Source organism: Kitasatospora sp. NBC_01302, assembly GCF_035976515.1.
Lineage (GTDB): Bacteria > Actinomycetota > Actinomycetes > Streptomycetales > Streptomycetaceae > Kitasatospora.
Genome location: NZ_CP108404.1, coordinates 3,524,835 through 3,537,597 on the forward strand (window position 1 = coordinate 3,524,835; position 12,763 = coordinate 3,537,597).

9 protein-coding genes are annotated in these 12,763 nt (G+C 74.0%); 3 read left to right on the top strand and 6 right to left on the bottom strand.

The window, feature by feature from the left end:
* The first annotated feature begins 144 nt into the window (after positions 1 to 144).
* A complete protein-coding gene (lexA, locus tag OG294_RS14965) occupies positions 145 to 852 on the top strand; it encodes a transcriptional repressor LexA (RefSeq protein WP_327071550.1) in 708 nt (235 codons plus the stop codon).
* A gap of 96 nt (positions 853 to 948) precedes the next feature.
* On the opposite strand, the gene OG294_RS14970 is transcribed toward lexA, so the two are convergent.
* From OG294_RS14970 to OG294_RS14990, 5 genes are read right to left on the bottom strand one after another with little or no spacing between them, the layout of a single operon-like run.
* Positions 949 to 3,036 (bottom strand): ATP-dependent DNA helicase, encoded by a 2,088-nt coding sequence (locus OG294_RS14970; RefSeq protein WP_327067004.1) that lies wholly within the window; start codon positions 3,034 to 3,036, stop codon positions 949 to 951.
* Between the two features lie 13 nt (positions 3,037 to 3,049).
* A complete protein-coding gene (locus OG294_RS14975) occupies positions 3,050 to 4,879 on the bottom strand; it encodes an IucA/IucC family protein (protein ID WP_327067005.1) in 1,830 nt (609 codons plus the stop codon).
* Positions 4,857 to 6,224, bottom strand: a complete 1,368-nt coding sequence (locus OG294_RS14980) for a lysine N(6)-hydroxylase/L-ornithine N(5)-oxygenase family protein (RefSeq protein WP_327067006.1) — start codon at positions 6,222 to 6,224, stop codon at positions 4,857 to 4,859. The genes OG294_RS14975 and OG294_RS14980 overlap by 23 nt, the downstream gene beginning before the upstream one ends.
* Entirely contained in the window at positions 6,224 to 6,766 is a 543-nt protein-coding gene (locus OG294_RS14985) for a GNAT family N-acetyltransferase (protein ID WP_442789163.1), read from the bottom strand. The genes OG294_RS14980 and OG294_RS14985 overlap by 1 nt, the downstream gene beginning before the upstream one ends.
* On the bottom strand, positions 6,763 to 8,640 hold the full coding sequence (locus OG294_RS14990; protein WP_442789164.1) for an IucA/IucC family protein: 1,878 nt from the start codon (positions 8,638 to 8,640) through the stop codon (positions 6,763 to 6,765). The genes OG294_RS14985 and OG294_RS14990 overlap by 4 nt, the downstream gene beginning before the upstream one ends.
* A 224-nt stretch (positions 8,641 to 8,864) precedes the next feature.
* Here OG294_RS14990 and OG294_RS14995 point away from each other — a divergent pair, with 224 nt between their 5' ends.
* On the top strand, positions 8,865 to 10,034 hold the full coding sequence (locus tag OG294_RS14995; RefSeq protein ID WP_327067008.1) for a trypsin-like serine peptidase: 1,170 nt from the start codon (positions 8,865 to 8,867) through the stop codon (positions 10,032 to 10,034).
* A complete protein-coding gene (locus tag OG294_RS15000; RefSeq protein WP_327067009.1) occupies positions 10,034 to 11,143 on the top strand; it encodes a trypsin-like serine peptidase in 1,110 nt (369 codons plus the stop codon). The genes OG294_RS14995 and OG294_RS15000 overlap by 1 nt, the downstream gene beginning before the upstream one ends.
* 63 nt (positions 11,144 to 11,206) lie before the next feature.
* On the opposite strand, the gene hflX is transcribed toward OG294_RS15000, so the two are convergent.
* Positions 11,207 to 12,727 (bottom strand): GTPase HflX, encoded by a 1,521-nt coding sequence (gene hflX, locus OG294_RS15005; RefSeq protein WP_327067010.1) that lies wholly within the window; start codon positions 12,725 to 12,727, stop codon positions 11,207 to 11,209.
* Between the last annotated feature and the right edge of the window lie 36 nt (positions 12,728 to 12,763).

A 12,763-nucleotide genomic window follows, 5' to 3' on the forward strand; every position in this document is an offset into this window, starting at 1 on the left:
CTGCTGGGGCGCACCGCCGTGGACCAGCAGAGCTTGGACCAGAGCATGGATCGCACCGACACCCACCAGACTCCGTCCGGAGGAGCCCCCGGCCTCGGCCCCGCCCCGGGCTACCTCCCCGACCAGGGCGTCGAGCACGCCTCGGTGCAGGACGTCCCACTGGGCCTGCCGAACGGCCAGCTGCGCTCCCTGCCCGGCCGTCCCCCCGGCATCCGCACCGACGAGGCCGGGCTCACCGAGCGCCAGCGCCGGGTGATCGACGTCATCCGGGACTCCGTGCAGCGCCGCGGCTACCCGCCGAGCATGCGCGAGATCGGCCAAGCCGTCGGCCTCTCCTCCACCTCCTCGGTCGCCCATCAGCTGATGGCACTGGAGCGCAAGGGCTTCCTGCGGCGCGACCCGCACCGCCCGCGGGCCTACGAGGTGCGCGGCGTCGAGGTGACCCGGCCGAACACCGCCGAGGCGGCCGGTCGGCCCGCCACCTCCTACGTCCCGCTGGTCGGCCGGATCGCCGCCGGCGGCCCGATCCTGGCCGAGCAGACGGTCGAGGACGTCTTCCCGCTGCCCCGCCAACTGGTCGGCGAGGGCGAGCTGTTCGCACTCACCGTACGCGGCGACTCGATGATCGAGGCGGCCATCTGCGACGGCGACTGGGTCACCGTGCGCCGCCAGCCGGTCGCGGAGAACGGCGACATCGTGGCGGCGATGATCGACGGCGAGGCCACCGTCAAGCGCCTCAAGCGCGAGGACGGCCGGATCTGGCTGCTGCCGCACAACCCTGCCTACGAGCCCATCCCCGGTGACAACGCGACCATCCTCGGCAAGGTCGTCGCGGTGCTGCGCAGGCTCTGATCGCGCCGCCGGTCGCCTTGGGGCCCCGCACTGGGTGAGAGTGCGGGGCCCCAAGGCGTTCGTCGATCGCGCCGGGCGCCGGGCGGACGGCCTGCGTCAGCCGCGCGGGGCGACCGGCCGCACCGGCGGCGCGCTCTGCGCGATCGCCGCCAGCGAGCGGCGCACCTGGTTGCGGTCGGTGGTGTACCAGAAGTCCGGCATCGAGGCCCGGAAGAAGCCGCCGTACCGCGCCGTCGCCAGCCGCGGGTCCAGCACCGCCACAACGCCCCGGTCGTCGGCCGCCCGCACCAGCCGGCCCGCGCCCTGCGCCATCAGCAGCGCGGCGTGCGTGGCGGCCACCGCCATGAAGCCGTTGCCGCCGGCCTCCTCGACCGCCTTCTGCCGCGCGCTCATCAGCGGGTCGTCCGGGCGCGGGAACGGGATCCGGTCCATCACCACCAGCTGGCAGGCGGAGCCGGGCACGTCCACCCCCTGCCAGAGCGACAGGGTGCCGAACAGGCAGGTCTCCGAGTCGCTCGCGAACGCCCTGATGAGCTCGCCCAGGGTGTCCTCGCCCTGCAGCAGGATCGGCACGTCCAGGCGCTCGCGCAGCTGCTCGGCCGCCGTCTGGGCGGCCCGCATCGAGGAGAACAGGCCCAGCGTGCGCCCGCCGGCCGCACCGATCAGCTCGGCCAGCTCGTCCAGCATCTGCGGCCGCTCCGGCTCCCGGCCCGGCGGCGGCAGGTGCTTGGCGACGTAGAGGATGCCCTGCTTGGGGTAGGAGAACGGCGAACCGACGTCCAGCCCGCGCCAGTACGGCGGCGCGTCCTCGCCCTGCTCGCGCTCCGGCTCCTCGGCCGTGCGCTCCTGCGGCAGCCGGCCCTCCCCCGGCAGGCCCACCGAGGCGGCCACGCCGTTGAAGTCGCCGCCCAGCTTGAGGGTGGCCGAGGTGAGCACCACCGAGCGCTCCTTGTAGAGGTTCTCCCGCAGCAGCCCGGAGACGCTCATCGGCGCCACCCGCAGCGAGGCCGGGACCAGGCCGTAGCGGTCGTTGCGCTCGATCCAGACCACGTCGTAGGGCGACTCGGAGAGCAGCCGCTCGGTGGTGTCGTGCAGCGTCTCGGCGGCGGCCATCGCCTGCTTGCGCACCGCGTCCTCGTCGGACAGGCCCTTGTCCCGGGTCTCGCCGAGCGAGGTGATCACCTGGCGGCTGGCGTCCCGGATCGCGGCCACCGCGTAGCCGAGGTACTCGGGCAGCTCGTCGACCTTGCCGGGCTGAGCCGTCTCCATCAGGCCGTGGTAGCTCTCGGCCGCGGCCTGCAGCGCGTCCACCGCCTTCTCGTTGGCCAGCCGGGCGGCGCGCTTGACCGCTCGGTTGACCGCGCCGACGGTCAGCTCGGCGGTGGCCGCGCCGGTCACCCGGTTCACCAGCTCGTGCGCCTCGTCGATGATCAGGAGCTCGTGCTCGGGCAGCACCGGGGCGCCCTCGATCGCGTCGATGGCGAGCAGCGCGTGGTTGGTGACCACCACGTCGGCGAGCTTGGCGCGCTCGCGCGCCTTCTCGGCGAAGCACTCCTGGCCGTAGGCGCAGCGGCTGGCACCCAGGCACTCGCGGGAGTTGACGGAGAGTTGGGCCCAGGCCTTGTCGGAGACACCCGGGGTCAGGTCGTCCCGGTCGCCGGTCTCGGTCTCGTCCGCCCACTCGCGCAGTCGCAGCACGTCCTGGCCGAGCTTGCCGCTCGGACCGCCCAGCGCCTCGACCGGGTCGAACAGCCCCTCGCCCTCGTCGCTCGGGGTGCCCTCGTTGGCCCGGTGCAGGCAGAGGTAGTTGGAGCGGCCCTTGAGCATCGCGAACAGCGGGCGGCGCCGCAGGATCGGGTGCAGCGCCTCCACGGTGCGCGGCAAGTCCCGCTCCACCAGCTGGCGTTGCAGGGCGAGCGTGGCGGTGGCCACCACCACGCGGTCGCCGTGCGCGAGGGCCGGGACCAGGTAGGCGAGGGACTTGCCGGTGCCGGTGCCGGCCTGCACGAGCAGGTGCTCGGCGCCGTCGACCGCTTCGGCGACGGCCTCGGCCATCCGGATCTGCCCGGGTCGCTCGACGCCGCCGACCGCGGTCACGGCGGCGTGCAGCAGCTCGGGAATGCGGCCGGTCGCCGCGGGAGCGCCGGAGTCCGGCAGCAGCTGGGGTGCGGAGTCGTTCGTCATGACGCTCCCCAGCCTACGGGGCCGGACTGACAACGCGGTCCCGTGGAGCGGGCAGACCGGCCGGCCTGACCGCCAGCGGGTTCGCCACCTGTCCGTGGACCGCCGCGTGCGGGCGCTCGGGCCGGTCCCGGTAGCCGTCCAGCAGCAGCCGGTTGCGGTTCAGGCAGAGCCGGTCGATGGCCGGGGTGAGCAGGTCGAAGAGTGCGAACCGCTCGGCCAGCTCGGGGAACCGTGCCTGGTAGGCGAGGATCTCGGCCTGCAGCAGCCCCCAGAACTCCGGCTCGGGCAGCTGGAGCCCCTCCTCCAGCAGCGGGGCGAGGTAGCGGTAGACGCCGATGAACAGGCCCGCGTGCAGGAACTGGCACAGCTTCGCCGGCGGCTCGCGCAGCAGCACCCCGGCGACCTCGGGCGGCAGCCCGCGCAGCTCGGGCAGGTCCTGGTCGCTGAGGTTGACGTCGTCCACGAAGTCCTTGATCGCCAGCCGGACCGGCACGTCCCGGGCGTCGAAGATCAGGATCGCGTTCTCGCCGTGCGGCGAGAAGACGGTGCCGTAGCGGTACAGGAAGTGCAGCAGCGGCGGCAGCATCACGCCGAACAGCCGGGCCGTCCAGTCCCGCGCCGACAGCCCCGAGCGGGTGATCAGCTCGGTCGCCAGCGCCCGCCCGTCCGCCCCGGTCTGCAGCAGGGCGGCCAGGGTGCGCCCGCGCTCCCCGGCCCGCAGCCGGCTGCCGAGCGGCTCGCGCCAGATCGCGCCCAGCAGCTCCTTGTACTGATAGGGCGCCTCGGGCAGCCGCGCGTAGTAGGGGTGCTCGACAGTGACCGAGGCGACCTCGCCGAGCAGCACCACCGCGCACTCCTCGCGCAGGAAGGCGTCCTGGTCGCGGACCGCGTGGATCCAGGCGGTGACGGCGGGCGCGGCCAGCGTCCGCTCGGTCGGCAGCCCGCGCCAGACCAGCGTGTTGAGCACCGAGAGCGGCAGCTTCACGGTGTGCCGGTGCGGGCTGGTGACGTTGAAGAACGAGCGGATGGACTGCTGGGGCAGCCGCAGGTCCCGGTCGGCGGGCAGCGGCACGATCCGCCCCTCGGCCACCCAGGGCGCGAAGAGCGGCAGCACCGTCTCGTCCCACTGCCAGGGGTGCACCGGCAGCAGCAGGTAGGCCGCGGGGTCCAGGCCGCGCCCGGCCAGCAGCAGCCGGTAGCCGGCCAGCACCTCGGGGTCCAGCTCGGTGCGGTAGAGCGCCTCGGCCTCGGCCAGCGCTCCGGTGCCCCGGTACTCGGCCAGGTCGCGGTGGACGGCCAGCCAGCCCAGCGGCTGGAGCATCCGGGCCTCGGGCGTCCAGGCCACGCTGTCGGAGGCGGCGAAGCCGAGCCGGCCCTTGTTCAGCACCAGCCACGGGTGCCCGCTCTGGTAGCCCTCCAGCGTGGTGTGGTCCAGCTCGGCCAGCTCGGCCGCGCTCAGCGCGCCGGCGGCCAGCCGGACGTCCGCCAGCAGCGTGGCGGTCAGCTCCCGGACCAGGTGGCCGACGGTGTCCCCGGAGAGGCCGAGTAAGCGGCGGGCCGCGAGCAGGAACTCGAACGGGTCGTCGGCGGGCGCTCCGTCGGCGCTGACCGAGTCCGGGTCGACCCGCCAGCTGCCGTACGCCCCGCGCCGCGCGGTGAAGCGGTACTCGGGGCCCTCGGGCAGCGGGAGCCGGTAGCCACCGGGGACCGGCTCGGGGTGCAGCAGCTCCTCGTACGCGAACTCCCCGAGCAGCTTGGCCAGCAGGGCGCGGCAGGCCTGCCGCCAGCGCGGCCGGGTCAGCGGACCGACGGCGGACGGGTCAACGACGGGCGGACGGGGCACGGTTCCACTCCTCGGGGAAGGCGACCCCCTGGGCGGGCAGGGTGGCCGGGGCGAAGCTGGTCCAAGCGGTCCGGGCGGGCAGCCGGTGCACCCGGCGCCCGGTGAGCGCGTTGAGGATCACGGCCGCGCGGTGGGCGCCGAGGCCGAGGTCGGGGGTGCCGACGCCGTGGGTGTGCAGCTCGGCGTTCTGCACATACAGACCGCCGGTCAACTCGGGCACGGTGGCCACCCGGTGGTCCAGGTCGACCCGGAACCGGCCCTGCTCGTCCCAGTCGATCAGCTCGGCCAACGGCGTGAGGGCGGCCGGAGGAGCCGCCCGGTAGCCGGTGGCCAGCACCACCGCATCGGTGCGCACCACCCGGGCGGCCCCGGAGTCACGGTGCAGGCAGCGCAGTTCCAGGCCGCCGCACGGCCCCGGCAGCGCCTCGGTCACCGCGGTGCCGGGGATGATCTCGGCCGCCGCCGCCCCGAGCGGCAGGCCGATGGTCCGCTCGTAGAGCAGGTCGTGGATCTCGGCCAGGGTCTCGGCGCTGGCCGCCTTGTGCAGCTGCCACTGCTCGGCCACCAGGCGGTCGCGGACCGGCTCGGGCAGCGCGTGGAAGTAGCGGGTGTAGTCGGGGGTGAAGTGCTCCAGGCCGAGCTTGGAGTACTCCATCGGCGCCAGCGCCCGGCTCCGGGTCAGCCAGCGCAGCCGGGTGCCGTCGCCCTCCCTGGCGCGCAGCAGGTCCAGGAAGACCTCGGCGCCGGACTGCCCCGAGCCCACCACGGTGATGTCCCGGGCGCCGGCCAGCGCGCCGCGGCGCTCCAGGTACTCGCCGGAGTGGAAGACCGTCGGCCGCCCCGCCAGCGCGTCGAAGGCGGCCGGACGCACCGGCTCGGTCCCCACCCCGAGCACCAGGTTGCGGGCCTGCACGCTCCAGTCGCCCGCGGGCGAGCGCAGCGTGGCGCGGAACGCCTGCCCGGTCCAGTGCACCTGGGTGACCTCGGTGCCGAACTGGCAGGCGGCCAGGTGCTCGGCGGCCCAGCGGCAGTAGTGGTCGTACTCGCGCCGCGGCAGCTGGAAGCGCTCGGCGAAGTAGAACGGGAAGAGCCGCTCGTGCACCCGCAGGTAGTTCAGGAAGGACCACGGGTTGGTCGGGTCCACCAGCGAGACCAGGTCGGCCAGGAACGGCACCTGCATCCTGGCCCCCGCCACCAGCATGCCCGGGTGCCAGCGGAACTCCGGCTTCCGGTCGCAGAAGAGCGCGCGCAGCCCCGGCACCTGGTCGGCCAACGCGGCCAGCGCCAGGTTGAACGGACCGATGCCGACGCCGAGCAGGTCGTATCCGCTGTCCTGGCGGTCCATCAGGTGTCCCTCGTACTCGGGGCGCTCGGGCGCTCACGCATCATCAGCGCCGCGCGCTTGTCGGGCAGGTCGATCTCGCCGGCGTGCTGGAAGCCGGCCCGGGCGAAGGCCCGCACCGACGGCGTGTTGCGCACGTCCGGTTCGGCCACCACCCGCGGGCTGGTGCGCAGCAGGTGCTCGGCCATCGCGCTGAGCAGGACGGTCCCCAGGCCCCGGCCGCGGCTCTCGCGCGGTCCCAGCAGCAGGTGCAGGCCGATGTCGCCGGGGTCCGCCGGGTAGTAGCCGGCCAGCCGGTCCTGTTCGACCCGGTAGACCTCCCAGTAGCTCACCGGCACGCCGTTCAGCAGGCCGAGCTGCGGCACGCTGTGGCTGTCCGCGACCAGTTGGGCGCTCACGTGCCGCTCGGTGACCTCCGGCGGTCCGGCCAGCTCCCAGAAGGCGTCCACCACCGGGTCGTTCATCCAGGCGGTGATCAGCGGCAGGTCCCCGGGCCGCACGATGCGCAGCCGCAACTCCCCGGCCCGGGTGGTCAGCGCGGTCATCCCGCCACCACCGGATTGGGGACGGTGACGTACACGGACTGCGTCTCCACCGGTCCGACCAGCTCGTCCAGGCCGTGCAGCCGGGTCAGCAGGTTGGCCTTGCAGCGCAGGCTCGGCGCGTGCAGCAGATGGGCCGGCAGGGTGGAGCCGGTGGCCCGGGCGGCGGGGCCGGCCAGGAACCGGCGCAGCGCCGCGATCAGCACCCGCTCGTCCGCCAGCCGCTGCGAACCGAACGCGCCGATCAGGCCCAGGATGTGATTGATCCCCAGGTAGTAGGCGAACCGCTCGTCGGCGACCGCGTCCTCGACGAAGGTGTCGCTCTCCTTCCCGAGGCCCGGCAGCCGGCGCTCCAGCCGGGCGGCATGCGAGACCCGGAAGTAGTAGCCCTGGTTGTCGCGGTACCGGCCGCCGGTGGGCCAGCCGTCGGCGTCCAGCAGAACCAGGCTGTTCTGCTGGTGGGCCTCCAGCGCGATCCCGGCCTGCCCGTCCAGCCAGAGCACCGGCAGCACCACCGCGTCCAGGTAGCGCAGGAACCATTCGGCGGCCACCGTCGGCAACGGCCGCCCGCACCGGCGGGCCAGCGCGCGCAGCAGGTCGCCCAGTTCGGAGGGCACACCGCGGGCGGGTTCACCCAGTGGCCGCTCGGCGACCAGGCCGGCCACGCAGAGCGCCCGGTCCCCGGTGGCGAACGGCTGGCAGCGCAGCACCGTGTCCAGCCCGCTGGGCTCGCCGGAGTCGGCGCCGGGCAGGTCCACGCCGATCCAGGCCGGATCGCGCACGATGTCGAAGCCCGGGTGCGCCGCCCGCCACTCGGCGCCCAGGCCGGCCTCCAGCAGCCGGTGCGCCTCCAGGCCCCGGCGCAGCTCCTTGCGCAGGTTCTCCCGCCGCGAGTTGGTGATCCGCAGGCCGAGCGAGAGCTTCAGCATCCACGGCGCGCCGGGCCGGCAGACGGTGCGCACCGAGGAGGTCGGGTACCAGGGGTCGCCGTGCCGGCCGAGGTCGTGCAGCGCGCCCTCGGCCAGCAGCCGGGCGATCCCCGGCCGGCGCTCCAACTCCTGCGCCTGCCAGGGGTGCAGCGGCAGTGCGGCGGTGCCGGGCGGCAGCAGCCGCGGGGCGTCGAGCAGTCCGGCCGTCAGCTGCTCGGCGCTGACCGGCAGCGCCGAGTCGGCGGCCAGCAGCTCGCGGTCCACCGCGTACCAGTGCAACGCGAACGAGCCGCGCAGCTCGGGCGAGTAGGCGGCGCTCTGGGCCGGCCCGAGCCCGTCGCGGCTCTTGGGCGTGGGGTGCAGCGGGTGGCCGAGCAGCAGGGCCTGCTCGCCGCGCAGGAAGACGCTCTCCGGTCCCGCATCGGGGTGGCTGCGACGGTGCAGCAGCAGGTCGGCGGTGCGCCGCACCGAGTCGGCGACCCGGCCCGCCAGGTCGGCGATCTGCTCGGGGTCGGGGTGGCCGGTGGCCGAACGGGCCAGCAGCGCCGCGGCGGTGACCGCGTCCAGCGGGGTGCCGCCCACCGGCTCGCAGCTGTCGCCTGCCCCCGGTGCCAGCACCGCCGGGCCGAACCGGTGCCAGCCGCACGGCGACCAGTGGCGCACCGGCGCCAGCAGGTGGGCCGCTCCGTCCAGCACCGGGATCCGCAGCAGGCCGTCCTGGCCGGGGCCGGCTCCGGTCTCCCGGCACCAGCAGCGCAGCAACGCCTCCACGCCCGCCTGCTCGGCCGCGACCGCGGGATCCTGGTGCAGCAGCGGATCGGACTCGGCGGACTGGTCCAGCTGGCGGGGGACGGTGGCCGGGGCTCCGGTCAGGGCGGTGCTCAAGGCAGCTCCTCGGTGCGCATGGGGAGGGCACCGCCGGCGTGTGGCCACCCCGGCGGGGGGCATCCGATCGGTCCAACGAGCGGGTCGCCCGCCAATCACGGCCTGGCCGCCACGAGTCGGGGACACCGGGTCGCCGGTCCTGGGTCCGCGATCCGGTGACCGGCCGTCAACCCCGGGTGCCAAGGGCCGCGCCACCGCCGTCCGCGCCGCATGGCAGACTCCTCTGATGCCCGATGGCGGCCTGCTGAACGCCGTCGCGAGACATTCCGCATGGGGGAACCGAACAGATGTCACTGACAGAGCGCCACCGTCCCGGCACCGGACCGCGGCTCCGGCGCGCCACGACCACCGCGGCAGCCGCCGCGCTGACCCTCTTCGCCGCCACCGCCTGCGGATCGAGCGGCAGTTCACCGAAGGCGGCCCCGAGCGCGCCCGCCCCGGCCCCGGCCACGGCCAGCGCCGCGAGCGCGAGCCCGAGCGGCCTGCTGGGCAGCCTGCCCAGCCTGTCCGACCTGAAGAAGTGGAACGCCCACGACTGGGACACCTGGGCCAAGCAGCAGCATGTGCTCACCCAGGCGGTCAAGGGCTTCTGGGACCTGCAGAAGATGCTCCAGGCCAAGCCCGCCGACCCCGTCGCCCCGCCGCAGCAGCCCACCGACGGCGGCAACGACCCGCTGCCCAGCGCGATCCAGGCCCAGGCGATAGCCCACCCGTACAGCCAGAACCCGGTGGACGGCAAGGTCTTCTTCGACATCGGCCCCGACAAGCACGCCGTCTGCTCGGCCACCGTCATCTCCGACCCGCAGCACCCGGGCAAGAGCAACCTGATCTGGACCGCCGGGCACTGCCTGACCAGCGGCAAGACCGGCCAGCAGTACAGCAACATCGCCTTCGTACCGGCCTTCAACAGCTCCGGCGAGGTCAGCCACGGCCGACAGCCCACCGACAAGAGCCAGTTCGCGCCGTTCGGCGTCTGGGACGTCAGCGCCGCGATCACCTCGCCGCAGTGGACGGCCGAGGGCGGCGAGACCGGCAGCGCGGCCAGCCAGTACGACTTCGCCGTCATGAAGGTGGCCAACCCGGACGGCAACGGCAAGTCGCTGGAGGAGACGGTCGGCGGCTCGGTGCCGGTCTGGTTCAACGCCCCGCGCGACCAGCTGAAGATCACCGCGGTCGGCTACCCCTCGGCCGCGCCCTTCGACGGCATGGAGATGGAGCGCTGCAACGGCGGCCAGCCCTCCCGGCTCTCCTTCGACGCCTCCCGCCCGGCGATGGAGGTGATCGGCTGCACCATGACGGCCGGCTCCAGCGGCGGCGGCTGGTTCGCGGTCAAGGACGGCAAGCCCGCGCTGGTCAGCAACACCTCGATCGGCCCGGAGGAGAGCGGCTGGCTGGCCGGTCCCTACCTGGACGACGTGGCGAAGAGCGCGCTGGACTACATCAGCAAGAAGAACTGATGGGCGGGCACCCGATGGCCCGGGCCCCGCTCGGCGCGGCGCTGGCCGTCGCCCTGACCCTGGTCGCCGGCTGCGGCAGCGGCCCCGAGCACCGCGCTGACCTGCGCAACCTGCGCAGCTGGAGCGCCGCCGACTGGTCCCGCTGGGCCCACCAGCACCTGTTGAAGAACGAGATCGCCAAGGACCTCTGGTCGCCGGCCGCCATGAAGGAGGCCACCCCGGCCGACCGGGCCGCCCCGACCCCGCCGCCGCTCCCCTCCCCGCAGCCTGCGGCCTCGGCCCCCACCGGCACGGCGAGCGCCCAGGACACCCAGAACGACCCGCTGCCCGCGCCCGTGCAGGCACAGGCCGAGCAGCACCCCTACCCGGCCCCGCTCGCGGTCTTCGGCAAGCTCTTCGCCAAGAGCCCGCAGGGCACCTACGTCTGCTCCGGCACGGTGGTGAGCGACCCGCAGCACCCGGGCAAGAGCAACCTGGTGTGGACCGCCGGGCACTGCCTGCACGGCGGCAAGGGCGCCGACTGGCTGAAGAACATCGCCTTCGTCCCGGACTACAACAGCTCGGGCGCGGCCAGCGACGGCCGGCAGGCCACCTTGGCCGAGGTCGCGCCGTACGGCCGCTGGTGGGCGAACTACGCCATGGTCTCGCCGCAGTGGATGGCGGAGGGCGGGGACTCGGGCGGCTCGGTCAACCAGTACGACTCGGGGATCATCCGGGTGACCGACCCGGACCTGCCCGGGAAGTCCCTGGAGGAGGAGGTCGGCGGCTCGGTGCCGATCTGGTTCGACGCCCCGCGCGCGCAACTGGCCGCGGTGACCGCCTACGGGTTCCCGGCCACCAAGCCGTTCGACGGCCAGGAGCTGGACTCCTGCGCCGGTGGCCGCCCGAGCCGGCTCTCCTACGATCCGTCCCGGCCCACCATGCTGACCATCGGCTGCACCATGACCGGCGGGGCCAGCGGCGGCGGCTGGCTGGCGACCGGCCCCGACGGCCGGCCGGCGCTGGTGAGCAACACCTCGATCGGGCCCAGCCCGGCGGCCTGGGTGGCCGGTCCGGAGCTGGACGACGAGGCGCGGCAGATGTTCACCACCATGACCCAGCTCGGCTGAGACGGGTCGCGGCAGCGCGAAGGGCCCCGGAGATCCGGGGCCCTTCGCGTGTCACGGGTGCGCTCAGTGCTGGACGGCCACCGCGTAGCGCTCCAGCTCGGCGGCCAGCTCGGCCGCCACCATGGCGCGCAGCAGCGTGCCCTCACCGGTGTGCTCGGTCTCCAGCAGCTCGCCCTCGGCGTGCACCCGCGAGACCAGGTCGCCCCGGGTGTACGGGACCAGCGCCTGGACCTCGACCGACGGGCGCGGCAGCTCCTGGTCGATCAGCGCGAGCAGCTCCTCGATCCCCGCGCCGGTACGGGCCGACACCACGATGGCGTGCGGCTCGCGGCGCAGCAGGCGCTGCAGCACGTGCGGGTCGGCGGCGTCGGCCTTGTTGATCACCACCAGCTCCGGCACGTTCTGCGCGTCGACCGAGACGATCACCTCGCGGACCGCCGCCAGCTGGGTCTCCGGCTCGGGGTGCGAACCGTCCACCACGTGCAGGATCAGGTCGGCGTCGGCGACCTCCTCCATGGTCGAGCGGAAGGCCTCGACCAGGTGGTGCGGCAGGTGCCGGACGAATCCGACGGTGTCGGCCAGCGTGTAGAGCCGGCCGCTCGGGGTCTGGGCCCGGCGCACGGTCGGGTCCAGGGTGGCGAACAGCGCGTTCTCCACCAGGACACCGGCGCCGGTGAGCCGGTTGAGCAGCGAGGACTTGCCGGCGTTGGTGTAGCCCGCGATGGCCACCGACGGTACCTGGTGGCGCTTGCGCTCCTGGCGCTTGGTGTCCCGGCCCTTCTTCATGTCGGCGATCTCCCGGCGGAGCTTCGCCATCTTCTCGCGGATCCGGCGCCGGTCGGTCTCGATCTTGGTCTCACCGGGACCACGCGTCGCCATGCCGCCGCCGGACGAGCCGGCGCCGCCACCACCCATCTGCCGGGACAGCGACTGACCCCAACCGCGCAGGCGCGGCAGCATGTACTGCATCTGCGCGAGCGAGACCTGGGCCTTGCCCTCCCGGGACTTGGCGTGCTGGGCGAAGATGTCGAGGATCAGCGCGGTCCGGTCGACCACCTTGACCTTCACCACGTCCTCGAGGTGGATCAGCTGCCCAGGGGTCAGCTCACCGTCGCAGACCACGGTGTCGGCGCCGGTGGCGGCGACGATGTCGCGCAGCTCCTTGGCCTTGCCGGACCCGATGTAGGTGGCGGCGTCGGGCTTGTCGCGGCGCTGGATCACCCCGTCGAGCACCTGGGAGCCGGCGGTCTCGGCCAGGGCGGCGAGCTCGGCGAGCGAGTTCTCGGCCTCCTCGGCGGTGCCGTCGGTCCAGACGCCCACCAGCACCACGCGCTCCAGGCGCAGCTGGCGGTACTCGACCTCGGTGACGTCCTCGAGTTCGGTGGAGAGTCCGGCCACGCGGCGGAGCGCGGCACGCTCGCTGCGGTCGTACTGGTCGCCGTCGTAGTTGTACTGGCCGAGGTCCTCGTCGATGGCCGCGAGGTCCTCGTCCATCAGGGCTTCGGCCCGGAGGTCAGCGGGACGCCGGGCACCGCGGCCAGGGGTCGCGCTGGAATTGTCGCGGTCTTCGAACGTGGAGGTCATCGTGTCCTTAATATCTCGACGAGGCACAGGAGGGCG